The 26,391-nt window shown below is 69.9% G+C and carries 26 protein-coding genes; 1 reads left to right on the forward strand and 25 read right to left on the reverse strand.

Annotation, left to right across the window (positions count from 1 at the left end; all coding sequences use genetic code 11):
- Position 1 precedes the first annotated feature (1 nt).
- From AB663_RS12305 to AB663_RS12425, 25 genes are all read right to left on the reverse strand, one after another.
- Complete coding sequence (locus tag AB663_RS12305) at positions 2 to 232, reverse strand: DUF6704 family protein (protein ID WP_067199495.1); 231 nt, start codon at positions 230 to 232, stop codon at positions 2 to 4.
- Between the two features lie 46 nt (positions 233 to 278).
- Positions 279 to 869 (reverse strand): Trp biosynthesis-associated membrane protein, encoded by a 591-nt coding sequence (locus AB663_RS12310; RefSeq protein ID WP_067199499.1) that lies wholly within the window; start codon positions 867 to 869, stop codon positions 279 to 281.
- A complete protein-coding gene (hisI, locus tag AB663_RS12315) occupies positions 866 to 1,225 on the reverse strand; it encodes a phosphoribosyl-AMP cyclohydrolase (RefSeq protein ID WP_067199502.1) in 360 nt (119 codons plus the stop codon). The genes AB663_RS12310 and hisI overlap by 4 nt, the downstream gene beginning before the upstream one ends.
- The gene (hisF, locus tag AB663_RS12320; RefSeq protein ID WP_067199506.1) at positions 1,222 to 1,983 is read right to left on the reverse strand and encodes an imidazole glycerol phosphate synthase subunit HisF; all 762 of its coding nucleotides are present in this window, start codon (positions 1,981 to 1,983) and stop codon (positions 1,222 to 1,224) included. Before hisF ends, hisI begins: the two co-directional genes overlap by 4 nt.
- Positions 1,983 to 2,822, reverse strand: coding sequence for an ATP phosphoribosyltransferase (gene hisG / locus AB663_RS12325; RefSeq protein ID WP_067199510.1), 840 nt, complete (start codon positions 2,820 to 2,822; stop codon positions 1,983 to 1,985). Before hisG ends, hisF begins: the two co-directional genes overlap by 1 nt.
- A 38-nt stretch (positions 2,823 to 2,860) precedes the next feature.
- The gene (locus AB663_RS12330) at positions 2,861 to 3,124 is read right to left on the reverse strand and encodes a phosphoribosyl-ATP diphosphatase (RefSeq protein ID WP_067199514.1); all 264 of its coding nucleotides are present in this window, start codon (positions 3,122 to 3,124) and stop codon (positions 2,861 to 2,863) included.
- Complete coding sequence (gene rpe, locus AB663_RS12335; RefSeq protein WP_067199517.1) at positions 3,121 to 3,804, reverse strand: ribulose-phosphate 3-epimerase; 684 nt, start codon at positions 3,802 to 3,804, stop codon at positions 3,121 to 3,123. The genes AB663_RS12330 and rpe overlap by 4 nt, the downstream gene beginning before the upstream one ends.
- A gap of 26 nt (positions 3,805 to 3,830) precedes the next feature.
- The gene (locus AB663_RS12340) at positions 3,831 to 5,279 is read right to left on the reverse strand and encodes an RsmB/NOP family class I SAM-dependent RNA methyltransferase (protein WP_083511361.1); all 1,449 of its coding nucleotides are present in this window, start codon (positions 5,277 to 5,279) and stop codon (positions 3,831 to 3,833) included.
- Complete coding sequence (gene fmt, locus AB663_RS12345) at positions 5,276 to 6,211, reverse strand: methionyl-tRNA formyltransferase (protein ID WP_067199521.1); 936 nt, start codon at positions 6,209 to 6,211, stop codon at positions 5,276 to 5,278. Before fmt ends, AB663_RS12340 begins: the two co-directional genes overlap by 4 nt.
- An 18-nt stretch (positions 6,212 to 6,229) precedes the next feature.
- Positions 6,230 to 8,188: a hypothetical protein gene (locus AB663_RS12350; RefSeq protein ID WP_067199524.1), complete on the reverse strand. Its 1,959-nt coding sequence runs from the start codon at positions 8,186 to 8,188 to the stop codon at positions 6,230 to 6,232.
- Positions 8,188 to 9,381 carry a methionine adenosyltransferase gene (metK, locus tag AB663_RS12355; RefSeq protein ID WP_067199526.1) on the reverse strand — a complete coding sequence of 398 codons (1,194 nt, stop codon included), beginning with the start codon at positions 9,379 to 9,381 and terminating at the stop codon, positions 8,188 to 8,190. The genes AB663_RS12350 and metK overlap by 1 nt, the downstream gene beginning before the upstream one ends.
- A gap of 88 nt (positions 9,382 to 9,469) precedes the next feature.
- Positions 9,470 to 9,727, reverse strand: a complete 258-nt coding sequence (gene rpoZ / locus AB663_RS12360; protein WP_045258544.1) for a DNA-directed RNA polymerase subunit omega — start codon at positions 9,725 to 9,727, stop codon at positions 9,470 to 9,472.
- Positions 9,728 to 9,834: 107 nt separating this feature from the next.
- A complete protein-coding gene (gene gmk, locus AB663_RS12365; RefSeq protein WP_067199529.1) occupies positions 9,835 to 10,743 on the reverse strand; it encodes a guanylate kinase in 909 nt (302 codons plus the stop codon).
- A complete protein-coding gene (gene pyrF / locus AB663_RS12370; RefSeq protein WP_067199531.1) occupies positions 10,736 to 11,581 on the reverse strand; it encodes an orotidine-5'-phosphate decarboxylase in 846 nt (281 codons plus the stop codon). The genes gmk and pyrF overlap by 8 nt, the downstream gene beginning before the upstream one ends.
- On the reverse strand, positions 11,578 to 14,865 hold the full coding sequence (gene carB, locus AB663_RS12375; RefSeq protein ID WP_067199533.1) for a carbamoyl-phosphate synthase large subunit: 3,288 nt from the start codon (positions 14,863 to 14,865) through the stop codon (positions 11,578 to 11,580). Before carB ends, pyrF begins: the two co-directional genes overlap by 4 nt.
- Positions 14,865 to 16,016 (reverse strand): glutamine-hydrolyzing carbamoyl-phosphate synthase small subunit, encoded by a 1,152-nt coding sequence (gene carA / locus AB663_RS12380; protein ID WP_067199537.1) that lies wholly within the window; start codon positions 16,014 to 16,016, stop codon positions 14,865 to 14,867. Before carA ends, carB begins: the two co-directional genes overlap by 1 nt.
- Positions 16,013 to 16,525, reverse strand: a complete 513-nt coding sequence (locus AB663_RS12385; protein WP_067199540.1) for a PH-like domain-containing protein — start codon at positions 16,523 to 16,525, stop codon at positions 16,013 to 16,015. Before AB663_RS12385 ends, carA begins: the two co-directional genes overlap by 4 nt.
- The gene (locus tag AB663_RS12390; RefSeq protein ID WP_067199542.1) at positions 16,522 to 17,826 is read right to left on the reverse strand and encodes a dihydroorotase; all 1,305 of its coding nucleotides are present in this window, start codon (positions 17,824 to 17,826) and stop codon (positions 16,522 to 16,524) included. Before AB663_RS12390 ends, AB663_RS12385 begins: the two co-directional genes overlap by 4 nt.
- Positions 17,823 to 18,788: an aspartate carbamoyltransferase catalytic subunit gene (locus tag AB663_RS12395; protein WP_067199546.1), complete on the reverse strand. Its 966-nt coding sequence runs from the start codon at positions 18,786 to 18,788 to the stop codon at positions 17,823 to 17,825. Before AB663_RS12395 ends, AB663_RS12390 begins: the two co-directional genes overlap by 4 nt.
- Positions 18,785 to 19,315 carry a bifunctional pyr operon transcriptional regulator/uracil phosphoribosyltransferase PyrR gene (pyrR, locus tag AB663_RS12400; RefSeq protein ID WP_067199548.1) on the reverse strand — a complete coding sequence of 177 codons (531 nt, stop codon included), beginning with the start codon at positions 19,313 to 19,315 and terminating at the stop codon, positions 18,785 to 18,787. The genes AB663_RS12395 and pyrR overlap by 4 nt, the downstream gene beginning before the upstream one ends.
- Positions 19,316 to 19,402: 87 nt before the next feature.
- Positions 19,403 to 20,980 carry a Rieske 2Fe-2S domain-containing protein gene (locus tag AB663_RS12405; RefSeq protein ID WP_067199551.1) on the reverse strand — a complete coding sequence of 526 codons (1,578 nt, stop codon included), beginning with the start codon at positions 20,978 to 20,980 and terminating at the stop codon, positions 19,403 to 19,405.
- 84 nt (positions 20,981 to 21,064) lie between these two features.
- On the reverse strand, positions 21,065 to 24,370 hold the full coding sequence (locus AB663_RS12410; RefSeq protein WP_232304538.1) for a DEAD/DEAH box helicase: 3,306 nt from the start codon (positions 24,368 to 24,370) through the stop codon (positions 21,065 to 21,067).
- Positions 24,371 to 24,421: 51 nt separating this feature from the next.
- The gene (gene nusB, locus AB663_RS12415) at positions 24,422 to 24,832 is read right to left on the reverse strand and encodes a transcription antitermination factor NusB (protein WP_067199555.1); all 411 of its coding nucleotides are present in this window, start codon (positions 24,830 to 24,832) and stop codon (positions 24,422 to 24,424) included.
- Positions 24,833 to 24,835: 3 nt separating this feature from the next.
- Complete coding sequence (efp, locus tag AB663_RS12420) at positions 24,836 to 25,396, reverse strand: elongation factor P (RefSeq protein WP_067199558.1); 561 nt, start codon at positions 25,394 to 25,396, stop codon at positions 24,836 to 24,838.
- A 111-nt stretch (positions 25,397 to 25,507) separates the two neighbouring features.
- Positions 25,508 to 25,870, reverse strand: coding sequence for a hypothetical protein (locus AB663_RS12425; protein ID WP_067202704.1), 363 nt, complete (start codon positions 25,868 to 25,870; stop codon positions 25,508 to 25,510).
- A 137-nt stretch (positions 25,871 to 26,007) separates the two neighbouring features.
- Here AB663_RS12425 and AB663_RS12430 point away from each other — a divergent pair, with 137 nt between their 5' ends.
- Positions 26,008 to 26,373 (forward strand): hypothetical protein, encoded by a 366-nt coding sequence (locus AB663_RS12430; protein WP_067199561.1) that lies wholly within the window; start codon positions 26,008 to 26,010, stop codon positions 26,371 to 26,373.
- Positions 26,374 to 26,391: the final 18 nt, after the last annotated feature.

Below are 26,391 nucleotides of genomic sequence, written 5' to 3' on the forward strand. Positions count from 1 at the left end.
ACTAGTGGCCCTTCGGCTGGTACTTGGGGCCCTTCACGCCGTAACCGGCCTTCGCAAGGATCCAGCCCACCAGAGCGCCGACCGGGATCAGGACGACGGAGGCCCACACGAGCGCGGGCATCTCGAGGCAGTAGAACACCGTGCCGAGGGTGAAGCCGAGGAGCATGATGATCACGGCCGTCCAGGCTGCAGGCGAGTGTCCGTGGCCGGGGTCAGCGATCGAGTTGGTCATGTTCTCCTCCGGGGACGGCGTGATGGACGTCCCCAGTCTATCGGGGTCAGCGAGTCGGATCGGTTCCGCGTGACAGGTCGTCCCAGGAATCGACGGGATCGACGGGACCGGAGCGCCGCGGCGCCGGCCCGGCGTCGGTGCGGTAGCGGCGCCCGCCGCGCTTCCAGCCGCGCCAGGTCAGAACGGTGACGATGGACGCTCCGAGCAGGACGACCCACCCTGCCAGCGCGATCGCCGGCCACGCCGAGGGCACGATCGCGGCGACGACGTCGTGCAGAGCCGTGTCTCCGGCGAGCCCTGTCGTCTCGGTCACGGTGGGCGCGACGGTTCCGAGTGGCGCGGCGATCAGCACCTGGAGCGTCGTCCATCCGAGGAAGAGCGCCGCCGCGGCGGCGAGGACCCCGAACACGAGACGGAGCACCGGTCCGACGATGGCGAGGGCCGCGCCGAGCGCGAGCACGGCGAGACTCAGCGGCGCGAGCAGCGGCAGGGCCGATGCACCAGGCACGAGGATCTCCGCGCCGGCGTCGGCGCGCTGCACGGTGAGCCACGTCTGCGTCGACGAGATGATGCCGGCGGCTCCCCCGAGGAGGAACCCGGACACCGCGATCGACCGTCCGCGCTGGGCGAGGCTCATGTGGATGCGCCTCCGTCGACGGCGCCGAGATCGGTGGTGTCGAAGCAGGTCCTCGTGCCGGTGTGGCAGGCGGGACCGGTCTGATCCACCCGCAGCAGGATCGCATCGCCGTCGCAGTCGAGCCGCGCCTCGCGCACCACCTGGATGTGGCCCGAGGTGTCGCCCTTCCGCCAGTACTCCTGGCGTGAGCGAGACCAGTAGACGGCCCTGCCGGTGGTCAGGGTGCGGCGCAGCGCCTCGGCATCCATCCACGCCAGCATGAGCACCTCGCGCGTGTCCCACTGCTGCACGATGACCGGTGCCAGCCCGTCGGAGTTGAACGCGACCAGGGAGATGCGATCCTCCACGTCGCTCATCTGACCAGCACCCCTTCCGCACGCAGCGCGTCCTTGACGTCGCCCACGGTGAGCGCGCCCGTGTGGAACACGCTGGCGGCGAGCACGGCATCCGCACCTGCCGCGATGGCTGGCGCGAAGTGCTCCACGGCACCCGCTCCGCCGGACGCGATCACCGGCACGGCCGCGACCTCGCGCATCAGCCGGACGAGCTCGAGATCGAAGCCGTCTCGCGTGCCGTCGGCGTCGATCGAGTTCACCAGCAGCTCGCCCGCGCCGCGTTCAACGGCCTCGCGCGCCCATTCCAGTGCGTCGAGGGTCGTCTCCGTGCGGCCGCCGTGCGTGGTGACGACGAAACCGGACGGCGTGGTCGACGCGCGCTTGACGTCGAGCGACAGCACGAGCACCTGGGCGCCGAAGCGATCGGCGATCTCGCCGATGAGGTCAGGCCTGGCGATCGCTGCGGAGTTCACCCCGACCTTGTCGGCGCCGACCGAGAGCAGGCGCGAGACGTCGTCGACGGTGCGCACTCCGCCGCCGACGGTGAGCGGCACGAACACCTGCTCCGCCGTGCGCTGGACGACCTCGTAGGTCGTCGCGCGCTCATCGACCGTCGCGGTCACGTCGAGGAACGTGATCTCATCAGCCCCTTGCGCCGCGTAGTGACGTGCGAGCTCGACCGGGTCGCCCATGTCGCGCAGGTTCTCGAAGTTGACGCCTTTGACCACCCGTCCGCCTGCGACGTCGAGGCACGGGATCACACGGCTTGCGAGCGTCATCACAGCCTCGCCGCGTGGATGGCGGTGACCAGGATCGCGCGGGCGCCGAGCGCGTAGAGATCGTCCATGACCTGGTTCACGCGGCGCCGCGGGATCATGACGCGGACGGCGACCCACGCGGGGTCTCTCAGCGGCGAGATCGTCGGCGATTCGCGGCCGGGCGCGATCGCCACGGCCTGGTCGACGAGCTCGGTCGGCAGGTCGTAGTCCAGAAGGACGTATCGGCGCGCCACCATGACGCCGCGGAGCCGGCGCAATAGCGTCTCCGTGCCCTCGGCATCGCCGGGCCGGCTGATCAGCACCGCCTCGGATTCGAGGATGACGGGGCCGAAGATCTCCAGACCCGCCTGGCGGAGCGTGGTGCCGGTCGACACCACGTCGGCCACGGCATCCGCCACGCCCAGACGCACGGCGGACTCGACCGCGCCGTCGAGCTGCACCAGCTCGGCGGAGACCCCGTGATCGCGCAGGAACGCTCCGACGAGGCCCGGATACGCAGACGCGACGCGGACGCCGTCGAGGTCTTCGACCGTGCGGAACCGACCCGGAGGGCCGGCGAACCGGAACGTCGATGCGCCGAAGCCGAGCTGCTCGATCTCGCGGGCAGGCTGTTGGACGTCCAGCAGCAGGTCCCGGCCCGTGATGCCGACGTCGAGGGCACCGGACGCCACATACGTGGCGATGTCACGCGGGCGGAGGAAGAAGAACTCGACGTCGTTCTCCGCGTCGACGACGTGCAGGGTCTTGGGATCACGACGGCCGGCGTAACCTGCCTCCGCCAACATCTCGGCGGCGGTCTCGGAGAGCGAGCCCTTGTTGGGAACAGCGATGCGCAGCATGAACAGCCTTCAGGTCGAGGGTGAGGGGGCGGGGCGCATCACAGATGTCGGTAGACGTCCTGCAGGGACAGGCCCTTCGCGATCATCATCACCTGGAGGTGGTAGAGCAGCTGCGAGATCTCCTCGGCTGCGGCGTCGTCGGACTCGTACTCGGACGCCATCCAGACCTCGGCGGCCTCCTCGACGATCTTCTTCCCGATCGTGTGGACGCCCGCGTCGAGCTCGGCGACCGTCCCCGAGCCCGCGGGCCGGGTCTCGGCCTTGCGGCTGAGCTCAGCGAACAGTTCGTCGAAAGTCTTCACGATTCCAGGCTAGCGGCTCTGGCGAGCTCTCTGAGCCGGGTGACGGCGGCCTCCACGTCGTCCGCCCCATAGACCGCCGACCCCGCGACGAACGTGTCAGCCCCGGCAGCGGCCGCGATCTCGATCGTCGCGTCCGAGATCCCGCCGTCCACCTGGAACCACACCTCGGACCCCCTTCGCCGGGCCTCGGCGACCAGTGCTTCGAGCTTGGGCATCGTCTCGGGCATGAATCCCTGCCCGCCGAATCCGGGCTCCACGGTCATCACGAGCACCTGGTCGAACTCGTCGAGGATGCTGTACAGGCTCTCACCCGGAGTGCCCGGTTTGATGGCGACCCCGGCCCGAGCCCCGCGTTCGCGGAGCGCGCGAGCCACGGCCACGGGGTCGGCGGCTGCTTCGAGATGGAACGTCACGCTGGCGGCGCCGAGTTCCGCGTAGCCGGGGGCCCACCGGTCGGGGTCGGTGATCATCAGATGCACGTCCAACGGCACGGGACTCGTCGCCTGGATGCGCTCGACCATCTGCGGGCCGAAGGTGAGGTTCGGCACGAAGTGGTTGTCCATGACGTCGACGTGCACGAAGTCCGCCGTCGCGATCCGCGCCAGGTCGCGCTGCATGTTCACGAAGTCGGCGGCCAGGATGCTGGGATTGATGCGCGGGGCGGCGGGAAGATCGTGCATGCGCCCATTATCCCCGGCGCGCTCCGTCACGGGCGCTTCCGGAGGAGGGCCAGGAACATCGCGTCCGTGCCGTGCCGATGCGGCCAGAGCTGCACGCGCCCTGAGCCGTCGCCGGCGAGGTCGATCGGCGACAGGGCGACCCCGCGCACGACGGCCTCGGCGTCGAGCTGCTCCACGTCGTCGCGCGTGCGCAGCACGTCCTCCACCACGCCGGTCGTCTCGGCGAGGTGGGGCGAGCAGGTCACGTAGGCGACGATGCCCCCGGGGGCGAGCGCGTCGATCGCGGCCGTCAGCAGCTCGGTCTGCAGCGGCACCAGCTCGGCCACGTCGGCCGGCGATTTGCGCCAGCGCGCTTCGGGCCGACGGCGCAGCGCTCCGAGACCGGTGCACGGCGCATCGACGAGGATCCGGGTGAACTCCCCCTGGCGGCTGCGGGCCAGCTCGCGGCCATCCCGCTCATGCACGGGGACGTCACCCGGCACCGGACGCAGCGCGTTGCGCACGAGCCCAGCTCGAGCGGGCACCACCTCGTTGGCTTCCATCGCGACCCCGTGCTGATGGGCGATGGCTGCGAGGAGTGCGGTCTTGCCCCCGGGGCCGGCGCAGAGATCGAGCCACCGTTCTCCGCCGGTGATCGGGGCGGCCGCAGCCAGGGCGAGCGCGACCAGCTGAGACCCCTCGTCCTGCACCCTGACGAGACCGCCGGATGCCGCGACCACCGTGTGCGGGTCGCCGCCGGGCGAGCCGAACGCCGTCGGCGCGTAGGGGCGTCGCGGCTCCGCGGGCTCGGCGAGGCCGGGAAGGGCGACGAGCGTGACATGCGGCGAGGCGTTGTCGGCCTCGAGCAGCGCGTCGAGCTCGTCGCCGCGCCCCTCCGCCGCCAGGGCACGGCGAAGGGCTCTGATGACCCAGACCGGATGCGCGGTGCGCAATGCGAGGCGCTCGTCGTCGGACCGTGCGGCGCGCTCGATGCGCTCCTGCCATTGTCCCGGCGTCTCCCGCGAGATCCGCCGGAGGACGGCGTTGGCGAAACTGGCCGCTCCCCTGCCCTGCGTCGCCGCGACGATGTTGACCGACTCGTTCACGGCCGCATGGGACGCGACGCGGGTGGCGAGGAGCTGGTGGGTCGCGAGCCGGAGGGCGTCGAGGATCGCGGGGTCGATCTGGGAGACCGGGCGCGCTGCCGCCTCGGCGATGATCGCGTCATAGGTGCCGCGCCGCCGCAGCGTGCCGTAGGTGAGTTCGGTCGCAAGCGCTGAGTCCTGCGCACCCAGTCCGGCCGCGGCGATGGCCGACGGGAGGAGGAGGTTCGCGTAGGCGTCGGCATCGCTCACCGCACGGATGACGTCATAGGCGACGCGACGCGCGGGCTGGACGGTGCGGGCGGGTCCGCGCCGCTGGGGTCGCTCCCGTGCGCCGTCGCGGTCCGCCGGCGGCCGCCTCCGCGCGCGGCGGTGCTGTGCCTCGCCGCTCACGAGCCGGCTCGCAGACCGTCGGAGGAACGGATGCCGCGCCACCAGTCGACCGCGTTCATCGCCCCCTTGCCTGCGGGCTGCACGCGCGTCACGGCGAGCGGGGCATCCGCCGTCCCGATGAGCACCTCGCGCTTCGTGGCCGCGATGACACCGGGGCCCATTGGCCCGGCGTCGGCAGGACGCTCGGCGTCCGCGGGGTGCGCGGCGAGGATCTTCACCCGGGTACCGGCGACGGTGGTGTGCGCACCCGGTTCGGGCGTGACGCCCCGGAACCGGGCGTAGACGTCTGCCAGCGGCTGCCGCCAGTCGACGAGCCCGTCGTCGAGGGTGAGCTTCGGAGCGAACGTGACCTCGCCCTCCTGGGGCACCGCTCGCGCCCGCCCGGCTGAGATGTCGGCGACGACCTCGGCCGTGAGTGCGGCGCCGTCGGCCGCGAGGGTCGCAAGAGCGACGTCCGCCGTCGCGTTCTCCGGCAGGACGACCGTGCGGGTCGCGTACACGTCTCCCGCGTCGAGAGCCGGGACGAGCTGGAACACGCTCGCCCCGATCACGTCGTCGCCGGCGATGAGGGCGCGCTGCACCGGCGCCGCCCCCCGCCATCGCGGCAGCAGGGAGAAGTGCAGGTTGATCCATCCGTGCGTCGGTGTCGACAGCAGGGGCTCGCGCACGAGTCCTCCGTACGCGACGATCACGCCGAGGTCGGCGCCGAGCGCGACGATCCGCTCGGTCACCTCGTCGTCCAGGCGTGCGGCTTTGATGACGGCGAGGCCGAGCTCGTCGGCTGCCGCGGCCACCGGCGACGGCGTGTGCACCCGCTTACGGCCGAGCGGGGCGTCGGGGCGCGTCACGACCGCCGCGATCTCATGCTCGGCCGCGAGGCGACGGAGCGTGGGGACGGCGGCATCGGGCGTGCCGGCGAAGACGAGGCGCATGAAGGTTCTCCGGAAGGACTAGAGGTCTGGATCGAGGATATCGAGGCGGACAGCCAGGGGGATGCGCGCCGCCCTCGCGCGACCGCGCCGGCTGGACACCGCTTCGGCGACGACCGCGGCCCGCAAGGCGGTGGCGACACGGGCCCCTGCGCCGTACTCGAACCGCACCAGCGCGCGGACCCGCGGCGGCACATCGTCGGAGTCCACAGGCACCGGCCCGAGGACCGCGTCGGTGGGAAGGCCGATCGGCTCCAGCGCTGCGATCGCGCGCGACACCGCAGCCGTCGTCCCCTCGACGAGCGCGACGCGCGCAGCGGGCGGCATGTGCAACGGTGCTCGCTCCTCGAGCTCCGTGCGCGCATAGCCGCCGTGGCTCCACGTCGCCAAGGCCTTCGCCACCGGCCCGTCGACGCCGACCAAGTGCACAGGGGCGCCCGGTGCGGCCAGTGCGGCGGCATTCGACCACCACCGCAGGCACGACTCCCCGACGCGCAGGTCGGGTGCCTGCAGCATCCGCGCCCCGTCGAGCAGCACCACGGCGCGATAGCCGCCATCCGCGATCGGCTCGGCGCCCCGCGTCGCCACGACGAGTGCCGGCCGACCGCTCACCGTCTCGACGGGATGGGCGGCGTCGGCGACGATCACCCGGATGCCGGGGAACGCACGTCCGAGTTCGTCGGCGGTGCGCTCGCTCCCGGACGACGCCAGGCGGAGCTGGGTCGACGAGCAGTGCGGGCAGGCCCACGCGCGGGCCGCACGACCGCACCATCCGCACACCGGGATCGCCCCGCGATGGGCCGCACCGAGCGGACCGCCGCAGTGCGCGCACCGTGCAGGAGCGCGGCACTCCGCGCATACGAGGGACGGAGCGAAACCGGGACGCGAGACCTGCACGAGCACAGGGCCCTCTGCCGCCGCGGCGCGCGCGCTGAGGAACGCCGAAGACGGCATCCTCTGCGCGGTCGGCTGTTCCAGCTCCTGGGCGGTGCTGAGCACGACGCGGGGAAGGACGCGGCGGGCGGCGCGGATGTCGTTCAGCCATCCCCGCAGCACGAGACGTTCGACGTCGGTGCTGCGGGTGTGGGCGGCGAACAGCAGCGCGGAGTCCTCCTGCTCCTGCCTCAGCAGCGCGGCATCGCGCGCGTGCACGTACGGAGCAAGCGGCTCGCCCAGCAGGGGGTCGCCGTCATCCCACACTGCCACCAGTCCTGCGCGCAGGGGCGCGTAGACGGCCGAACGGTTCCCCACGACGATGCACGGGGCCGCGTCGAGCGAGCGCAGGAACGCCCGGTACCGGTCGGGGTTGGTCTGTCGCGAGTCGAAGCGCACGACCGACTGCTCCGGGACGAAACGCTCGAGCGCATGCAGAAGGCGGTCGAGGTCGCGATGGTCGGGTACCACGAGGACGCTCGACTCGCCGCGGGACAGCGCAGACGCCGCTGCGGCGGCGATCAGCACGAGACCCCCCGGCACGCCGTCGTCGAGCTGCGGGATCGCCTCGACGGCTGCACGACCGTGTTCCGCCAGCAGCGTCTCCAGGCCGTCGTAGCGGGCGATCACGTCCTCGGCGGCGCTGCGCTGCGCTGCATCCGGCACCGCGGCCGCCTCCGGGGCAGACCATGTCTTCTCGACGCGGACCTGCCGCTTCGGGATGACGAGCCGCAGCACGTCGGACGCGGACCCCGCCGCGCGGTCGGCCACTCTGCGTGCGAGCCGGTACAGCCGTTCCGGCAGCACCACCGCCGGGGACACGATGCTCTCGACCTCCGACAGCGGCCGATCCGCGTCGCCCTCCGTCGCGAGCTCGACGACATATCCGTCCACCACGCGCCCCGCCGTGCGCAGCGGGACCCGCACCCGAACACCGGCTTCGACCTCGCCCAGCTCCTCGGGAACGGCGTAGTCGAAGAGCCTGTCGAGCTGCGGCAGCGGCGAGTCGAGGAGCACGCGCGCGATGCGCCGGCTCTCCTGCGACATCAGATGCCGGCGGCGCGCCGCAGCTCCTCGGCGCGATCGGTGCGCTCCCAGGTGAAGTCGGGGAGCTCCCGGCCGAAGTGGCCGTATGCCGCCGTCTGCGCATAGATCGGACGCAGAAGGTCGAGCTGCTCGATGATCGCCTGCGGACGCAGATCGAACACCTCGTCGATCGCACGCGTGATCACCTCGTCGGACACGCGGCCCGTGCCGAACGTCTCGACGTAGAGCCCGACAGGGCGCGCGACGCCGATGGCGTACGCCACCTGCACCTCGAGCCGATCGGCGAGACCCGCCGCGACCGCGTTCTTCGCGACCCACCGCATCGCGTATGCGCCGGAGCGGTCGACCTTCGACGGATCCTTGCCGCTGAACGCGCCGCCGCCGTGACGAGCCGCTCCGCCGTAGGTGTCGATGATGATCTTGCGGCCGGTGAGACCGGCGTCACCCTTCGGACCGCCGGTGACGAAGGGCCCTGCCGGGTTGATGTAGTACGTGACGTCCTCGAGGTCGAGCCCGGTCGTCTCGAGCACGGGGTCGATCACGTGGCGACGCACCTGCGCCTTGATCTCGTCTTGAGACACATCGGGGTTGTGCTGCGTGGAGAGCACCACGGCGTCGACGGTCTTCGGCGTGAACCCGTCATAGCCGAGCGTGACCTGCGTCTTTCCGTCAGGACGCAGGAAGGGGAGCAGTCCGCTGCGGCGCACCTCCGTGAGGCGCTCGGCGATGCGATGCGCCGTCCACGCCGCCATCGGCATGAGCTGAGGGGTCTCGCGCGCGGCGAAGCCGAACATGATCCCCTGGTCTCCTGCTCCCAGCCCGTCGAGAGGGTCGGTCGATGTGCCGTCGCGGTGCTCGCGGGCGTTGTCGACCCCGTGGGCGATGTCGCTGGACTGCTCCCCCACCGACACGCTGACGCCGCAGGAATCGCCGTCGAAGCCGGTGTCGCTCGACGTGTAGCCGATGCCGTTGACGACCTGACGGACGATGGTCGGGATGTCGACGTAGGCCTCGGTGCGGATCTCTCCTGCGACGTGGACGAGCCCGGTCGTGACAAGGGTCTCCACGGCGACGCGGGAACCCGGATCCTTCGCGATCAGGCCGTCGAGGATGCTGTCGGAGATCTGGTCGCAGATCTTGTCCGGGTGCCCTTCGGTCACGGACTCGGATGTGAACAGACGCAGCGCGCTCATCGGGGCTCCAGAACGGGATCGGAAACTGTGCGGGTGTGAACCCATTCTGTGCCGCGTCGCCGACATCGCGGCGACGCGGCGGCGAATATCACTCTGCGTGACGCAGGCGGAGCTTGTCCTCGTTGATCTCGTGGAGCGCGATGGTCAGCGGCTTGTCCTCGACCGAGGAGTCGACGAGAGGCCCGACGTTGTCGAACAGGTTGCCCTCGTGAAGGTCGGAGTAGTAGTCGTTGATCTGGCGCGCGCGCTTGGCGGCGTAGATGACGAGCTCGTACTTCGAGTCCACGCGGTCGAGCAGGTTGTCGATCGGCGGGTCGATGATGCCCTTGTTGTGGTGTCCGGCCATGGTGGACCTCCTGATCAGGCGACGTGGTCGTCGCGAAGACGGTGCAGTGGGCGCGCGACCCTTGGATGAGCCCGGGGTCCCGGATGCTGGAGAGCGTGGGATCCGTGTCAGCGCGCAGAGCTCGAAGACAAGTCTACGACCTCCGCGGCGGCGGCGGCGACGTCCTCGTTCACGATGAGGTGATCGAACTCGTTCTGCGCCGCGAGCTCGACCTTGGCGGTGCGCAGGCGCCGCGCGCGCTCCTCCGCGTCTTCGGTGCCCCGACCGACCAGGCGGTGCACGAGCTCGTCCCAGCTCGGCGGGAGCAGGAAGATCAGCGTGGCGCTCGGCTCCGCCTGCCGTACCTGGCGCGCGCCCTGCAGGTCGATCTCGAGCAGCACGGTCTTGCCCTCGGCGAGAGCTGCGTCGATCGGAGCGCGTGGCGTGCCGTAGCGCGAGCGGTTGTGGACGACGGCGTACTCCAGCAGCTCCCCGTCCGCGATGAGACGGTCGAACTCGGCGTCGTCCACGAAGTAGTAGTGCACACCGTCGATCTCACCGGGCCGCGGGGGCCTCGTCGTGGCGGACACCGACAGGTGGATCTCCGGATGGTGCTCCCTGATATACGCAGCCACCGTGCCCTTGCCCACCGCGGTAGGACCCGCGAGCACGAGAAGCCTGCTGCGCGCCCCACGAGGCTGCGGCAGCGGGAACCGCCGATCGAGCCAGTCGCGCAGCGCGACCCTCTGACGCACTCCCAGTCCGCCGAGGCGCTTCACCGGAGAGATCTGCAGCTCCGTGAGGATGCGGTCGCGTTTTCCCGCTCCGATCGCGGGCAGCGCGAGGAGGAAGTCGGTGATGCGCATGGAACCGGCCACGGAGTCAGGGTCGGCGATCGCCTGTTCGAGCACCGCCTGGGGCGTGACCACGCGCATCGTCAGGTCGCGCTTGAGGGACGCCCTGGCGCGACGTCGTTCCACGGCGCGTCGAGCCGCTGCGGCGCGATCCACCTCGGGCACGGGGCGGGCATCAGTCACGGGCGGCCTCCCGGTACTCGTCGGCGCGCGCGTCGATGGCCTCGGCCAGCCCGTCGGCTCCGACGGTCAGGAGACTGCGGCTCTCGCTTGCGATCACGGCGTGCGCCAGAGCGCCATATCGCGCACGCAGATCCCGGGGGCCTGCGCCCTGTGCACCGAAACCAGGGCCGAGGATCGGCGCGGTCGGGGTGAACGGCGCGATGCCGGCATCCGTCCAGTCCACCGTCGCGCCGATGACGAAGCCGAGGCTGCCCCACTCCCCCGTCGGCGTGGTTTCGGCGTTGCGGGCGGACACCGCCGCGACGACCTGTGCCGACACCGTCCCCCCGTCGCGCCCCGTCGAGCGCTGCAGGCCGATCGCTTCGGGATTGCTCGTCGCGGCGAGCACGAACACGCCCTTCCCGTGATCCTCGGCGAGGCGGAACGTCCCGTCCAGGGCTCCGACGCCGAGGTACGGGCTGACGGTGACCGCGTCGGCCTCGAGCGCCGACCCGGGAGCCAGCCACGCCGCCCCGTACGCATCCATCGTCGAGCCGATGTCGCCGCGCTTGGCGTCGGCGATCACGATGAGGCCCGCGGTGCGGGCCGCGGCGATGACCTCTTCGAGCGCTGCGATGCCGGCGGCGCCGAAGCGTTCGAAGAACGACATCTGCGGCTTCACGAAGCCCACACGCCCCTCGGCCGCTTCGACCGCGCGCAGGCCGAACTCGCGGACGCCTGATGCATCGGGGGCGAGGCTCCACTGCTGCAGCAGGGACTCGTGCGGGTCGATCCCCACGCACAGCGGTCCGCGCGCAACCAGCGCCGCGCGGACCCTTTCGCCGAAGCGTTCGCTCACACCGCCGCCTTCCGGTCCTCGGCGTACTCCTGGAGGCTGCGCACCTGGAAGCCCTCGTGTGCAGCGTCCATGCCGCTGACGGCGGCGCCGAGCACGGCCATGGTGGTGAACAGCGCCTTGTCGGCAGCGACGGCCGCCGCGCGGATCTCGTAGCCGTCTGCGCGGGCGGCACCCCCGGACGGCGTGTTCACGACGATGTCGATGGCGCCTTCGTCGATGAGGTCGACGATGTTCTTCGCGCCCGTCTCCTGCGTCTCGCTGTACTTCTCCACGACCGTCACGGCGATGCCGTTGCGCGAGAGGATCTCGGCCGTCCCCTCGGTCGCCACGATCGTGAAGCCCAGCTGCTGCAGGCGGTGCGCGGGAAGGATCACCGCACGCTTGTCGGAGTCCGCCACCGAGATGAACACGGTGCCCGAGGTCGGCATGCCGCCGTAGGCCGCGGCCTGGCTCTTCGCGAACGCGGTCGGGAAGTCGCGGTCGATGCCCATGACCTCGCCGGTCGAGCGCATCTCGGGGCCGAGCACGGAGTCGACCGTCTTGCCGTCTGCCGTGCGGAACCGCTTGAACGGAAGCACCGCTTCCTTCACCGAAACGGGCGAGCCGAGCGGCACACGGGAGCCGTCCTGCTCGGGCAGCAGGCCCTCCGCTCGCAGCTCGGCGATCGTGGAGCCTGCCATGATGCGGCTCGCGGCCTTCGCCATGGGGATGCCGAGGGCCTTGGAGACGAACGGCACCGTGCGGCTCGCGCGGGGGTTCGCCTCGATGACGTAGAGCACGCCGGCGCTGATCGCGAACTGCACGTTCAGCAGGCCGCGCACGCCCACGCCCTCGGCGATGGCGAGCGTCGCCTCGCGCACGCGGTCGATGTCGGTGCGGCCGAGCGACACGGGCGGCAGGGTGCAGCTGGAGTCTCCGGAGTGGATGCCGGCCTCCTCGAGGTGCTCCATGACGCCGCCGATGAACAGGTCGGTGCCGTCATAGAGCGCGTCGACGTCGAGCTCGATCGCGTCGTCGAGGAACCGGTCGACGAGCAGCGGCTTGCCCTCCTCGATGACGACCTCGCCGGCGGTGCGCACGAAGTAGTCGCGCAGCGACTCGGTGCTGTAGACGATCTCCATGCCGCGGCCGCCGAGCACGAAGCTGGGCCGGACGAGCACGGGGTAGCCGATCTCCTCGGCGATGCGAACGGCACCCTCGACGTCGATCGCCGTGCCGTTGCGCGGAGCCACGAGCCCGGCGTCGTCGAGCAGACGCGAGAACAGCTCGCGCTCCTCGGCGAGGTCGATCGCCGCGGGGCTGGTTCCGAGCACCGTGTAACCCGCCGCCTCGATGCCCTTGGCCAGGCCGAGCGGCGTCTGACCGCCGAGCTGGCACACCACGCCGAGGATCGTGCCGCTCGCGGCCTCGGCGTCGAGCACCTCGAGCACGTCCTCGAGGGTCAGCGGCTCGAAGTACAGGCGGTCGGACGTGTCGTAGTCGGTAGACACGGTCTCCGGGTTGCAGTTGATCATGACCGTCTCGAACCCGGCATCCGACAGCGCGAACGACGCGTGCACGCACGAGTAGTCGAACTCGACGCCCTGGCCGATGCGGTTCGGGCCGGAGCCGATGATGACGACCTTGGTGCGGTCCGACGGCTCGACCTCGGTCTCGGCGTCGTAGCTCGAGTAGTGGTACGGGGTCAGCGCCGGGAACTCGCCCGCGCACGTGTCGACCGTCTTGTACACCGGACGGATCCCGAGGCCGTGACGCACCCCGCGGACCTCCGGCTCCGAGATCCCGCGGAGCTGCGCGATCTGCGCATCGGAGAAGCCGTGCTCCTTCGCATAGCGCAGCGTGGCCGCGTCGAGCTCTCCCGCGGTCCGCACGACCTCGGCGACCTCGTTGATGAGCACGATCTGGTCGAGGAACCACGGGTCGATCGCGGTCGCCTCGAAGGCCTGCTCGATCGTCGCGCCCTTGCGCAGCGCCTGCTGGAGCGTGACGATGCGGCCGTCCGTCGGCGTCTTCGCGACCTCGAGCAGCTCCTCGACGGAGCGCTCCTCCGGCCCCCAGTGGAAGCTCGATCCGCGCTTCTCCAGCGACCGCAGGGCCTTCTGCAGTGCCGTGGTGTAGTTGCGGCCGATCGCCATGGCCTCGCCGACCGACTTCATGGTGGTCGTGAGGGTCGCGTCGGCGGCCGGGAACTTCTCGAAGGCGAACCGCGGCACCTTCACGACGACGTAGTCGAGGGTCGGCTCGAAGCTCGCCGGCGTCACGCCCGTGATGTCGTTGGGGATCTCGTCGAGCCGGTAGCCGAGCGCGAGCTTGGCGGCGAGCTTCGCGATCGGGAAGCCGGTGGCCTTCGATGCGAGCGCCGACGAGCGCGACACGCGCGGGTTCATCTCGATGACGATGATCCGGCCGTTCTCCGGGTTCACCGCGAACTGGATGTTGCAGCCGCCGGTGTCGACGCCCACGGCGCGGATGATGTCGATCCCGATGTCGCGGAGCTTCTGGTACTCGCGGTCGGTGAGGGTCAGGGCGGGCGCGACGGTGATCGAGTCACCGGTGTGCACGCCGACGGGGTCGACGTTCTCGATGGAGCACACCACGACGGTGTTGTCCGCCGTGTCGCGCATGAGCTCGAGCTCGTACTCCTTCCATCCGAGGATCGACTCCTCGAGGAGCACCTCGTTGGTGGGCGAGTCGTGCAGGCCGGCCCCGCCGATGCGGCGGAGGTCCTCTTCGTCGAATGCGAAACCGGAGCCGAGCCCGCCCATCGTGAACGACGGACGAACGACGAGCGGGTAGCCGAGCTTCTCGGCACCTGCCAGCAGCTCGTCCATCGAGTGGCAGATGACGGATGCCGCGACGTCGGCACCCGCCTCGATCACGAGCTCCTTGAAGATGTGCCGATCCTCGCCCTTCTTGATGGCGTCGACCTTGGCCCCGATGAGCTCGACGTCGTACTTCTCGAGGATGCCGCGCTCATGCAGGGCCATCGCCGCGTTGAGCGCGGTCTGGCCGCCGAGCGTCGGCAGGATGGCGTCGGGCTTCTCCTTGGCGATGATCGTCTCGATCACCTCGGGGGTGATCGGCTCGATGTAGGTCGCGTCGGCGAAGTCCGGGTCGGTCATGATCGTCGCCGGGTTGGAGTTGACGAGGATGACGCGCACGCCCTCCTCGCGGAGCACGCGGCACGCCTGGGTGCCGGAGTAGTCGAACTCGCAGGCCTGGCCGATGACGATCGGGCCGGATCCGATGACGAGGACGGAGGTGATGTCGTCGCGCTTGGGCATTACTTGGCGTCCTTCGAGGCGATGTCGGCGAGGACCAGGTCACGGAACCGGTCGAAGAGGTAGTTGGCGTCGTGCGGGCCGGCAGCGGCCTCGGGGTGGTATTGCACGGAGAAGGCGGGGATGTCCAGGGCGCGCAGGCCCTCGACCACCTGGTCGTTGAGACCGACGTGGCTCACCTCGACCTTGCCGTAGCCCTGCGGGCTGTCGAAGGCGCCGTCGAGGGGGGCCTCCACGGCGAAGCCGTGGTTGTGCGCCGTGATCTCGACCCGGCCCGTCGCCTTGTCGAGCACGGGCTGGTTGATGCCGCGGTGCCCGAAGGTGAGCTTGTAGGTGCCGAGGCCGAGGGCGCGGCCGAACAGCTGATTGCCGAAGCAGATCCCGAAGTACGGCAGCTTCGCGTCGAGGACCTCGCGCAGCACCTGCACCTGGGCATCGGAGGCCGAGGGGTCACCGGGGCCGTTCGAGTAGAAGACCGCGACCGGATCGATCGCCATGATCTCCTCGAACGTGGACGACTGCGGCAGCACGTGGACCTCGAAGCCCCGTGCCGCGAGATTGTCGATCGTCGCCTGCTTCACGCCGAGGTCCAGGACGGCGAGGTTGCCGATCTTCTCCGCAACGGCCGGCGTGACCGCCGCCGTCTGCACGGAGACCTGGGCGGACAGGTTCTGGCCCGTCATCTCCGGTGCCTCGCGCACGATGCGCAGCTGCTCGTCGGCGTCGAGTGCGGCGGCTTCTCCCGAGAAGATGCCCCCGCGCATGGAGCCGGCGGAGCGGATGTGGCGCGTCACGGCGCGCGTGTCGATGCCGCTGATGCCGACGATGCCGTCCTGCACGAGGATGTCGTCGAGCGAGGCGTTCGCTCGCCAGTTCGACACCACGCGCGAGGGGTCGCGCACGATGTACCCGGCGACCCAGATGCGCCGCGACTCGGGGTCCTCGTCGTTCATACCGGTGTTGCCGATGTGGGGTGCCGTCTGCAGCACGATCTGCCCCGCGTAGGACGGGTCGGTGAGCGTCTCCTGATATCCGGACATGCCGGTGGCGAAGACGACCTCGCCGAGGGTGGTCCCGGTGGCGCCGTATGCACGACCGGTGTGTCGGGTGCCGTCTTCCAGGACGAGGACGGCCGGTGCGGGCAGGGAGGTCATGAGGTTGCTCCTCGATCGTCGGCGGCGGGGACGAGCCGCTGCAGTTCAGAGATGAAGTGGTGGGGGTCGCCGTCGGCGACGCGCAGGTACGAGTCGACGACGGTCTCGTCGTCGACCCGCCAGGCGACGCGCACGAGACCACCGGGCTCGACGACCCGGTCGATGGTCACGGTCGCGCGGTCGACGCCCGCCAGGCGCCCCGCGGCGATGAACACGGTGGGTGAACCGTCGAGGCACAGCGCGAGCCCGCGATCGGTGACCGCCGCCTCGCCCCGCGCTCGGTATGCGAGCGGTGTCAGCGCCAGACGCTCCAAGGGCTCGTCGTGCCTTGTGGTCGACACGTACAGCACCTCGTGCCGGTCGAGGACCTCGGCATGCTCCGGCACTCCGAGCGGCGCCGTGAGGGACGCGTCGCGTCGGAGTCGTCGGCGCCAGGCGAGGAACATCGTCAGCAGCACCAGGAGTGCCACGGCGATCGTGATCGCGATGGCGATGTCGCGTGCGCTCATGCCCCGAGCTCCGCCACGACGGCTCCTCCGTCGACGGTGAGCGCGCCGCCGTGCAGCGTGTACTGCACGCGGCCGGGAAGCGACCGGCCGAGGTACGGCGAGTTCGCGCTGCGACCGTGCAGATCCTCCGTCGTGAACACGCCCTCGACCGAGGGGTCGTAGAGCGCCAGGTGCGCCGGCTGTCCGGCCTCCAGCGGAGTGCCGTGGCCCGCGAGCCGTCCGATGCGCGCGGGTGCCGCGCTCATCACGCGCGCCACGTCGGACCAGCCGATCAGGCCTGTCTGCACCACGGCCTGATGCACGACGCGCAGGGCGCTCTCGAGCCCGACCATGCCGTTCGCAGCCGCCTGCCACTCGCAGGACTTGTGCTCGCTCGGGTGCGGTGCGTGGTCGGTCGCCACGATGTCGATCGTGCCGTCGGCGAGTCCCTCCCGCACCGCGAGGACGTCCTCCTCGCGTCGCAGGGGCGGGTTCACCTTGTACCGCGCGTCATAGCCGCGCACCAGCTCGTCGGTCAGCAGCAGGTGGTGAGGGGTCACCTCGGCGGTGACGCGGATGCCGCGCTTCTTGGCCCAGCGGATGATGTCGACCGAGCCGGCCGTGGACAGATGACACACGTGCAGCCGGGAGCCCACATGCTCGGCGAGCAGCACGTCGCGGGCGATGATCGACTCCTCCGCGACCGCCGGCCATCCGGCGAGCCCGAGCTCCGCCGACACGGTTCCCTCGTTCATCTGGGCGCCCTCGGTGAGGCGCGGGTCCTGCGCGTGCTGCGCGATGACCCCGTCGAAGGACTTCACGTACTCGAGGGCGCGCCGCATGATCAGCGGGTCGGACACGCAGAAGCCGTCGTCGCTGAACACGCGCACCTGTGCGCGCGACGTCGCCATGGCGCCCAGTTCGGCGAGACGCTCGCCCTTCTGCCCGACGGTCACGGCGCCGATCGGCTGGACCGTGGCGTAACCCGCCGCCTCGCCGAGCGCGAGCTCCTGCTCGACGACTCCGGCGGTGTCGGCGACAGGAGAGGTGTTGGGCATCGCGAAGACGGCGGTGAAACCTCCGGCCGCGGCCGCCCGCGTTCCCGTGAGGATCGTCTCGGAGGCTTCGTAACCGGGCTCGCGCAGGTGCGTGTGGAGGTCGACGAGCCCGGGAAGGGCCACCAGACCGTCGGCGTCGATCACGCGGGCGCCCGCGCGGCTCAGTCCGCCGCCGAGCTCGGAGATCACTCCGTCCTCGATCACGATGTCGACGCTCTCGGCGCCGAGCAGCTGTGCACCGGTGATGACGAGGGTCTCGCTCACAGGTCTCCCCCTCGTTCGTCGTCTCGTTCTCCTGCCAGCAGCAGGTACAGCACCGCCATGCGCACGGACACCCCGTTCGTCACCTGCTCGAGCACGGTGGAGCGCTCGGAATCGGCTGCCTCGGAGGAGATCTCCAGACCGCGGTTCATGGGTCCGGGGTGCATCACAATGCTACCGTCCGGAAGACCCGCCACGCGCAGTGCGTCGAGACCCCACAGGCGGGAATACTCCCGCTCAGTGGGGAAATACGCAGCGTTCATCCGTTCCAGCTGGATCCTCAGCATCATCACGGCATCCGGCTCCTCGGCGAGGGCGCGGTCGAGGTCGTACACGACGCGCGCCGGCCAGAGGCTCGTGTTCTGCGGCACGAGGGTCGGCGGCGACACGAGGGTGACGTCTGCACCGAGCGTGCTGAGCAGCCAGACGTTCGAGCGGGCGACGCGGGAGTGCAGCACGTCCCCGACGATCACGACCCGCACCCCGGAGAGGTCGCGTCCGCGGCTCGCGTCGCCGAAGCGGCGCTTGCGGATGGTGAAGGCGTCGAGCAGGGCCTGCGTCGGATGCTCGTGCGTGCCGTCTCCGGCGTTCACGACGCCCGCGGAGATCCAGCCGCTGGTGGCCAGCGTCTGCGGGGCTCCGGAGGCCGGATGCCGCACGACGACGGCATCCGCGCCGATCGCCTCGAGCGTCTGAGCCGTGTCCTTGAGGCTCTCGCCCTTCGAGACGCTCGATCCCTTCGCGGCGAAGTTGATCACGTCGGCGGACAGGCGCTTGGCCGCTGCCTCGAACGAGATGCGGGTGCGGGTGGAGTCCTCGAAGAAGAGGTTCACCACCGTCTTGCCTCGGAGGGTCGGAAGCTTCTTCACCTCGCGCGACTGCGTGTCGGCCATGTCCTCGGCGACGTCGAGGATGCGCAGGGCCGTGGCCCTGTCGAGGTGCTTCGTGTCGAGGAGGTGCCTCATGACTCGATCGTCACCTCCTCGACGCCGTCGTCCTCCGTCAAGCGCACGTTGACGCGCTCCTGGCGGGACGAGGGGATGTTCTTGCCGACGAAGTCGGGGCGGATGGGCAGCTCGCGGTGTCCGCGGTCGACGAGGATCGCGAGGCGGACGACCGACGGCCGTCCGATCGACTGGATCGCGTCGAGAGCGGCGCGGATGCTGCGACCGGAGAACAGCACATCGTCGACGAGCACGACGGTCTTCCCGTCGATGCCGCCGGCGGGGATCTCGGTAGGCCGGGGCGAGCGTACGGGATGCCGCGCGAGGTCATCACGGAACAGCGTGACGTCAAGGGCGCCGGTGGGCACCGACGTCTGCGCGATCTCGCTGATCAGGACGCCCAGCCGGCGGGCCAGCGTCACCCCCCGTGTCGGGATGCCCAGCAGCACGAGGTCGTCGGCGCCGCGGTTGGATTCGAGGATCTCGTGGGCGATGCGCGTCAGCGCTCGCGACACGTCGGCATGCTGAAGCACGGTGCGCGTGCTCATCAGCTGCTCCCTTCTCCGCCTCACAGGACGGTGTTAAAGGTTGCTTCGGTGCTGTCAGTCTATCGGACCCGGCGGGTCGCTCCCGCGTCAGACCGCCGGGCGCAGCGCGTCCTCGGTGACCTCGTCGACCTTGGCCGAGCGGATCGGGTGGCCGGCCGTCGACAGGCATCGCCCGGTCTTCAGGTCCCACTTCCAGTCGTGCATGCTGCACGTGAGCACGCCGTCCTCGTCGACCGATCCCGTGCGCGTGAGGTCGGCACGCAGGTGCGGGCACCGGCGCTGCACGATCCACTCCCCGATCTGCGCGTCCTCGGTCTGGTCGGTCTGCTCCTGGTACCAGTTCTCGACGTACTCGATGCGGTCGACCGACAGGCACTTGAGGAAGGTGGTGAGGAACTCGTTGAACTTGCCGCTGCGGCCCACCGAGAACTGCATCGACAGGAAGATGGAGTTCGACCAGTCGATCTCGTGGTCGCGGATGTTGGTCGAGACGAGATCGGCGGGGATCGTGTACCAGTAGATGCACTCTTCGCCGGCGTACTCGCGCACCTTGGCCCGCGGGAAGTCGACGACCATGTCGAGTTCGCCGATCCGGAACCGCACATTGCCGCCCACGCCGAGCCGGATGGTGCGCGACTTCTTCAGCAGCGGTTCCCACCACTCCTTGATCGCCTGCAGCATCTCGGCCGGAGGGATGACCTCCGCGCGCGTCGCGATCTCGTCGGCGATCTCCTGCTGACGGCTGGCGCGCTGCTCCTCGAGGTAGTCCCACTTCTCGTCGAAGATGTGCGCGATCTCGGCATCGGTGTAGAGGGTCTGCTCGGTGGTGACCTCGCCGCCCTCGACGGTGACCACCGTGCCCGGGATGAAGAGCTGGCCGTCATACTGCGGCGCCAGCTCCTTCAGATGCGCGAGGAACTCCTTCTGATCCGTGAAGATCGACTCGCCGTTGCGTCCGGTGCCGTTGAAGTCGAACAGGTCGTCGCGCAGGAACATCGGCGGACCCGCCATCGGGAAGACGTGGGGCGCGTCGACCTTCTCGATGTAGTACATGGCACGCTTGTTCTGCGCTTCGCGCTTAAGACGCGCGAAGTTCTGCTTCGCGTCCATCGGGAGGTCGTACACCATCGGCCACCAGATGGCCCCGGACACCTGCGTGAAGTACGCATCGGGCTTGCCGAAGTGCAGCAGCTTCTCGAGGTCGAGCGGGTGGGAGTCGTTCTGGTTGAGCACAGAGCCCGTGCCGTCGTCGACGCTGAGGGACGAGTCGCCGATCGGTCCGTCGCTCGGGGCCCGCAGCGGGGTGATCATGATCTTGAGATCGCCGCGCTGGATGATCTCACCCGCCGGCGCATACGTGATGTTGGTGTATCCGAGCGCTCGGATGTCCTGCTCGAGATCGTCGATCGGGTACTCCGGGAGCAGCACCTCGATGTCCTTGCGGATGTAGCGCTCGAGCAGCCGCGGGTCGAAGTGGTCGCGGTGGCGGTGCGAGATGTAGAGGAAGTCCGCGTCGCGGCCGAAGCGCTCCCAGTCGAGTCCGCGGTTGTCGGGGAACGGGAACCAGGAGCCGAAGAAGGAGGGACCGAGCACGGGGTCGCAGATGATGTTCCCCCCGGTCGTCTCGATGAACATTCCGGCGTGGCCGAGGCCCGTGATCCGCATTGCATTCCTCTCGAAGTGGACAGCACGAGTCTACCCGCGGCCTCCTGAGCGGCCAGGGAGGACAGCCGTGACAATCGACCGTGGTCAGCGCTCGTCGTCGAAGAGCGCGCGGATGTCGTCTGCTGTCAGGCTGCGAGCGAAGAGCTCGTCGTCATCCATCACGGCCGTGAACAGCCGCGCCTTGCGCTGCTGCAGTTCGCGCACCTTCTCTTCGATCGTGCCGGTCGCGATCATGCGGTAGACGAAGACCTGGCTCGTCTGCCCGATGCGGTGCGTGCGGTCGACCGCCTGAGCTTCCGCCGCGGGATTCCACCACGGGTCGAGCAGAAAGACGTAGTCGGCCTCGGTGAGCGTGAGGCCGAACCCGCCTGCCTTCAGGCTGATGAGGAACACCGGCTGCTCACCGGCCTTGAAGCCTGCGACGACGTCGTCACGGCGCCTCGTCGATCCGTCGAGATGCGCGTACGGGATGCCGTGGAGCCGAAGACGCTCTGCCGCCATGTCGAGGAACGACGTGAACTGGCTGAACACCAGAGCCCTGTGCCCCTCGGCCTGCAGCTCCGTCACCCGCTCCAGCAGGGTGTCGAGCTTGGCGGAGCCGATGGCCGCGTCGTCTTCGTCGATGAGCCCCGGCGCAAGGCTCAGCATTCGCAGGAGCGTCAGCGAGCGGAACACGATGAAGCGGTTGCGGTCGAGATCGTCGAGCAGGCCGAGCACCTTCTGCCGCTCCCTCTGGAGGACGACGTCGTACAGCGCCCGGTGCGCCGGGCTGAGCTCGACGTCGAGGACCTGCTCCTGCTTGGGAGGGAGCTCAGGCGCGACCAGCTCCTTCGTCCGCCGCAGCACGAGCGGGCGGATGCGACGCCGCAGCTGCTCGAGACGGCGTCTCCGGTACTCGCCTCCTTCGGAGTTCTCAGGGACCTTGCCCTGCTCGATGGGCTGGATGTAGCGCTCGCGGAAGCGGCGCGCCGACGGGAAGAGGCCGGGTGCGGCGAGCTTCAGCAGCGACCACAGCTCCGACAGGCTGTTCTCCAGCGGGGTGCCTGTGACGGCGTACGTGACGTCGGCGTGGAAGCCGGAGATCGCCCGGTGCAGTTTCGTCTTCGGGTTCTTGACGAACTGGGCCTCGTCGAGGATCAATCCGGCCCACTCGATCGTCGAGAACTCCTCAGCGCCGAGCCGGGCGACGGTGTACGAGCTGATCACGAGGTCGTGTGCGGCTGCGGCATCCGCGAGCCGTCCGTCGCGACTGGCGCGGGTTCCGTCGACCGTGACGACGCGCAGTTCGGGGGTGAACCGCGCAGCCTCGGTCCTCCACGTGCCCAGCACCGACGTCGGGGCGAGGACCAGGAACGGACGACGCGCCCCCGTCTCCCGGGTGTGCTGCACGAAGGCCAGCAGCTGAAGCGTCTTGCCCAGGCCCATGTCGTCGGCGAGGATCCCGCCGAGCCTGTGCTGCCACAAGAAGACGAGCCAGTCGAACCCGGTCTTCTGGTAGGGCCGCAGCTCCGCGCGCAGGCCCGCGGGCACCGGCGTCGGCGGGACGCCGGTGGCGGCGCGCAGCCCCTCGGCCGTCGCCCGCCATGACACGGCCGGCTCAGCCTCCGCGGCGAGGTCCTCGAACTCCTCCCAGAGATCGGTCTGGTAGCGGCTGATGCGCGGGCCGGACTCCCACTCGTCGAGCTCCGCGGCTTCGTCGATGAGCTCGCGCAGGCGGTCGAGCGCGGGATGGCTCAGCGAGAAGTACCCGCCGTCCGAGAGCAGGAGCTTCTTGCGTCCTCGGCTCAACGCGCTGAAGAGGGGTCCGAACGGGATGTTCCTCCCGTCTATCGTCACGATGATGCCGAGGTCGAACCAGTCGGCGTCGGTCGTCTCCACCGTGGTCACCTTCACCTGTGGGTCCCCGGTGAGTTCGCGGTACTGCTTGCGCGTCCCTGCTGTCTGCACACGCACTCCTGCGCTCTCCAGGGCGGGGAGCGCCGTCGCCACGAAGGCTGCCGCCTCGACATCGTGCAGCGCCCCCTCGGCCATGAACCGGGAGCCGACGTGGGTGCGCCATGCCTCCTCGATCACCGCCCGCGCTGCCGCCTCCGCATCCGCGTCGCGCACCGCGGTCGCCGTCCACTCGAACGGAACCGTGCCGAAGCCCTCATACGCCCACGAGAAGGCGAAGCTCACCACGTCGCCTCGCTCGAACGTCACCGTGAGCACCGCGACCGGCTCGGGCACCTCCGGCAGCGTCACATCGCCGTCCGCTCGCAACCGCGTGGTGCGCGCGAGCAGCGGATAGGCCTCGCGCACGAAGTCCTTCTCCTCGTCGGGCGGCACGGTAACCGGCACGGACGCGGCGAGGAGCGCCCGTGTCTGTGCGGTGAGGGGAGCCTCGGCGAGGACGACCCGGATGCGGCTGCCCTGGAGGGCGGCGGCGTAGAGACCGCTCCTTCCGACGGGGCGGACGCCGCGCGGGTCGACGATCTCGCCGTCGATCCGGACTTCTGCCGACACGGCGAGCCCGCCCTGCTCGGCGCGCCGGACCACGGTCTCGACCGCGGCCGAGTCTGCGAGGCGCACGCTCGTGTGCGTGCGGCTCGCGACGAGCGGGATGCCGAGCGACTCGGCCGTGCGCAGATGCGACCACAGCAAGGGGGACTCGACCTGGTCGATCACCAGCCAGTCTCCGGCGTTCCCCGACAGGAGCGAATCGCGCGAGATGCTCAGCAGATCGGCGAACCAGCGGCTCTGGCCACGCTCGAACTGCGACGAATCACGACGGACCGTGTCCCACCCCGCGTTCCCGTGCACCCAGGCGCCCGTCTGCCTGCTCCTCATCAGCGGACGCATCGCCAGCAACAGCTCTCCGGACGTCGTCGCCAGATCGCGCGGAGTCGCCGGTCGCACCGACCGTGCCGCCCACGGGTTGCCGCCGCGCGCTTCACGATGCCGGAGCTCCCAGCCCAGCGCGAGGGGCGTGGCCCGAGATCCGCGGACGTCCGTCTCGCCCAGCAGAGCACGCCACGACGGCGGCACCGGGGTGGTCGCAGGCGCGGGCTCCGCTGCGTCGGTTTCAGCGCGACGCGCACCCGCCTGCTGCGAGTACTCGTGCACGTTCGAGGCCAGCAACGCCGCGACGACGTGCTTGCATCCGGAGCGCACGGGGCACGAGCACCGCGTCGACCGGACGCGTCCCTTGCCGCTCGACGACACGAACGTCACCTCGGTGACATACTGCGCACCGTTGCTCCCCGCGACGTACGCCTCGAGCTCCTGGCGGTCCTCGTGCCAGATCAGCTCGGCGACGTGGCCCTCGCGGAAGTACGCGAGCCCGCGGGCGTAGCCCCCGGCATCCGTGATCTGCATGAGGTCACGCAGATCGACATGGGGTGCGGGCATGCCGACATCCTCCCCTCGGCATCCGACATCACGGTGCGCACGCGCACCGGATCACGCGGCGCGTGCCACCCTGGCGAGCACGCCGTGCACGAAGGCGCCGGAGTCGTCGGTGGAGAACTCCTTGGCGAGCTCGACGGCCTCATCGATCGCCACGGCCGTCGGCACCTCGTCGTTGAAGAGGATCTCCCAGGCGCCGATGCGGAGCAGCGCCCGATCGACGGCCGGCATGCGGTCGAGCTTCCAGTCGCGGCTGTGCGTCGTGATGTGCTCATCGATCTCGTCGCGGTGATCGATGATCCCGTCGACGATCTCTCTCGCGTACAGCCATGAGGCCTCGCGCGCCGGCTCACTCGCGGCACGCGTCGCCTCGGCGGCCAGGGTCACCGCCAGATCGTCACCGCGCACGTCGGCGGAGAAGAGGATGTCGAGAGCGCGCTTGCGCGCCTTGGTCCGGGCGCTCACGCCTTACTTCTCGCGACCGAGGTACTCGCCCGTACGGGTGTCGACCTTGACCTTGGTGCCGGTCTCGAGGAAGAGCGGAACCTGGATCTCGTATCCGGTCTCCAGCGTCGCGGGCTTCGTGCCGGCGGACGAGCGGTCGCCCTGCAGTCCCGGCTCGGTGTAGGTCACCTCGAGGATGACGGATGCCGGAAGATCGATGTACAGCGGGTTGCCGTTGTTCAGCGCGATGGTGACCTGCTGGTTCTCCAGGAGGAAGTTCTTCGCGTCGCCGACGGTGGCCGCGCTCACAGTGATCTGGTCGTAGTCGGTCTGATCCATGAAGACGAAGCCGTCGCCGTCGGTGTACAGGTACGTGAAGTCACGACGATCGACGTTCTCGAGCTCGACCTTGGACCCGGCGTTGAACGTCTTGTCGACCACCTTGCCGGTGAGCACGTTCTTCAGCTTGGTCCGAACGAACGCGCCGCCCTTGCCGGGCTTGACGTGCTGGAACTCGACGACGCTCCAGAGCTGACCCTCGAGGTTGAGGACGACGCCGTTCTTGATGTCTGCAGTAGTTGCCATGCGCTGGGAGTTCCGTTCGTGAGTCTGCGGGGCTCGGCGGAGCCGACAGTCGATTCTACGGGATGCAGACGGCGCTGCCGCACGCCGCATGATCCCGGCCCGCATGTCGCATCAGTCGCGACCGCTCCCCTCGTCATCGATGAGTCGGAGGATATCCTTCAGCGCCTGTTCGATGTCGTCGTGGTCATACTGCCCTGCGCGGCTCTCACCGGAGATCACGGCGCACCGGTGCACGCGACGGAAATCGCCGTAGGGGAACTTCCATCGTCCCTTGGTGTCCTCGCCTGCATCGGTGTCCTCTCCGAGGTGCCAGGACGCATACGCCGCCATGCCTTCGTCGTCGATGAAGGCGTTCTCGTCTTCGGTGCTCGGCGCGTGCTCGCTCCAGTCGTCGCGTTCATCGCGCACGACGTCGCCGTCACGCACGAGCCATCGCGCCTGCTCGGCCGCCTTCTTGTTCAGTCGCACGGTCATGCCGTCTCCCTTCGTCGGTCCGGCGCGCGAGCCGCACGCGCCGACGGCCACGCTACGACCCGTCGCGTGGCGCGCGACACCCCATTGACGTGAGCGGGAACCGCGCTCATCCTGGGAGGCCCACCAGGAGGTTCCGCATGTCATCCACGCACACCGGTCCTGTCCCGCCCGATCCTCCGGACCCAACGAGGGTCTCGTCGCAGCCGGCGCTGCGCACCTCGTCCGGCGCCGTCTGGATCATCGTGGCATCGGTCTTCACGGCCGTATGCCTCATCCCGCTGGTCCTGATCGCCGGCTCGGGTGGAGCCGCGTCGGCCGTCGCCTGGGTGACGGCGGCGCTGCTGGTCGCGGGGCTCGTGGCGATGGTGGTGGTGCGCCTGCGCGCGCGACCGGGCCCTCCTCGTCTGCGACCGCTCGCGGTGTGCTTCCTCGCCATGGCCCTCGTGGCGCTCATCGGCATGACCGTGTGCGTCATGCTCGTGTGGTCTCCGCTCAGCGGCTGAGCAGACGGCGGTCGTCTC

Origin of the sequence: Microbacterium sp. XT11 (assembly GCF_001513675.1) — a bacterium.
Taxonomy (GTDB): Bacteria; Actinomycetota; Actinomycetes; order Actinomycetales; family Microbacteriaceae; genus Microbacterium.

What these genes read in the sequence shown, in the direction of transcription:
- AB663_RS12305 (WP_067199495.1), bottom strand. Translation starts at nt 232, where the DNA reads ATGACCAACTCGATCGCTGACCCCGGCCACGGACACTCGCCTGCAGCC.
- AB663_RS12310 (WP_067199499.1), bottom strand. Translation starts at nt 869, where the DNA reads ATGAGCCTCGCCCAGCGCGGACGGTCGATCGCGGTGTCCGGGTTCCTC.
- hisI (WP_067199502.1), bottom strand. Translation starts at nt 1,225, where the DNA reads ATGAGCGACGTGGAGGATCGCATCTCCCTGGTCGCGTTCAACTCCGAC.
- hisF (WP_067199506.1), bottom strand. Translation starts at nt 1,983, where the DNA reads ATGACGCTCGCAAGCCGTGTGATCCCGTGCCTCGACGTCGCAGGCGGA.
- hisG (WP_067199510.1), bottom strand. Translation starts at nt 2,822, where the DNA reads ATGCTGCGCATCGCTGTTCCCAACAAGGGCTCGCTCTCCGAGACCGCC.
- rpe (WP_067199517.1), bottom strand. Translation starts at nt 3,804, where the DNA reads ATGCACGATCTTCCCGCCGCCCCGCGCATCAATCCCAGCATCCTGGCC.
- fmt (WP_067199521.1), bottom strand. Translation starts at nt 6,211, where the DNA reads ATGCGCCTCGTCTTCGCCGGCACGCCCGATGCCGCCGTCCCCACGCTC.
- AB663_RS12350 (WP_067199524.1), bottom strand. Translation starts at nt 8,188, where the DNA reads ATGTCGCAGGAGAGCCGGCGCATCGCGCGCGTGCTCCTCGACTCGCCG.
- metK (WP_067199526.1), bottom strand. Translation starts at nt 9,381, where the DNA reads ATGAGCGCGCTGCGTCTGTTCACATCCGAGTCCGTGACCGAAGGGCAC.
- rpoZ (WP_045258544.1), bottom strand. Translation starts at nt 9,727, where the DNA reads ATGGCCGGACACCACAACAAGGGCATCATCGACCCGCCGATCGACAAC.
- carB (WP_067199533.1), bottom strand. Translation starts at nt 14,865, where the DNA reads ATGCCCAAGCGCGACGACATCACCTCCGTCCTCGTCATCGGATCCGGC.
- carA (WP_067199537.1), bottom strand. Translation starts at nt 16,016, where the DNA reads ATGACCTCCCTGCCCGCACCGGCCGTCCTCGTCCTGGAAGACGGCACC.
- AB663_RS12385 (WP_067199540.1), bottom strand. Translation starts at nt 16,525, where the DNA reads ATGAGCGCACGCGACATCGCCATCGCGATCACGATCGCCGTGGCACTC.
- AB663_RS12395 (WP_067199546.1), bottom strand. Translation starts at nt 18,788, where the DNA reads ATGAGGCACCTCCTCGACACGAAGCACCTCGACAGGGCCACGGCCCTG.
- pyrR (WP_067199548.1), bottom strand. Translation starts at nt 19,315, where the DNA reads ATGAGCACGCGCACCGTGCTTCAGCATGCCGACGTGTCGCGAGCGCTG.
- AB663_RS12405 (WP_067199551.1), bottom strand. Translation starts at nt 20,980, where the DNA reads ATGCGGATCACGGGCCTCGGCCACGCCGGAATGTTCATCGAGACGACC.
- AB663_RS12410 (WP_232304538.1), bottom strand. Translation starts at nt 24,370, where the DNA reads ATGCCCGCACCCCATGTCGATCTGCGTGACCTCATGCAGATCACGGAT.
- efp (WP_067199558.1), bottom strand. Translation starts at nt 25,396, where the DNA reads ATGGCAACTACTGCAGACATCAAGAACGGCGTCGTCCTCAACCTCGAG.
- AB663_RS12425 (WP_067202704.1), bottom strand. Translation starts at nt 25,870, where the DNA reads ATGACCGTGCGACTGAACAAGAAGGCGGCCGAGCAGGCGCGATGGCTC.
- AB663_RS12430 (WP_067199561.1), top strand. Translation starts at nt 26,008, where the DNA reads ATGTCATCCACGCACACCGGTCCTGTCCCGCCCGATCCTCCGGACCCA.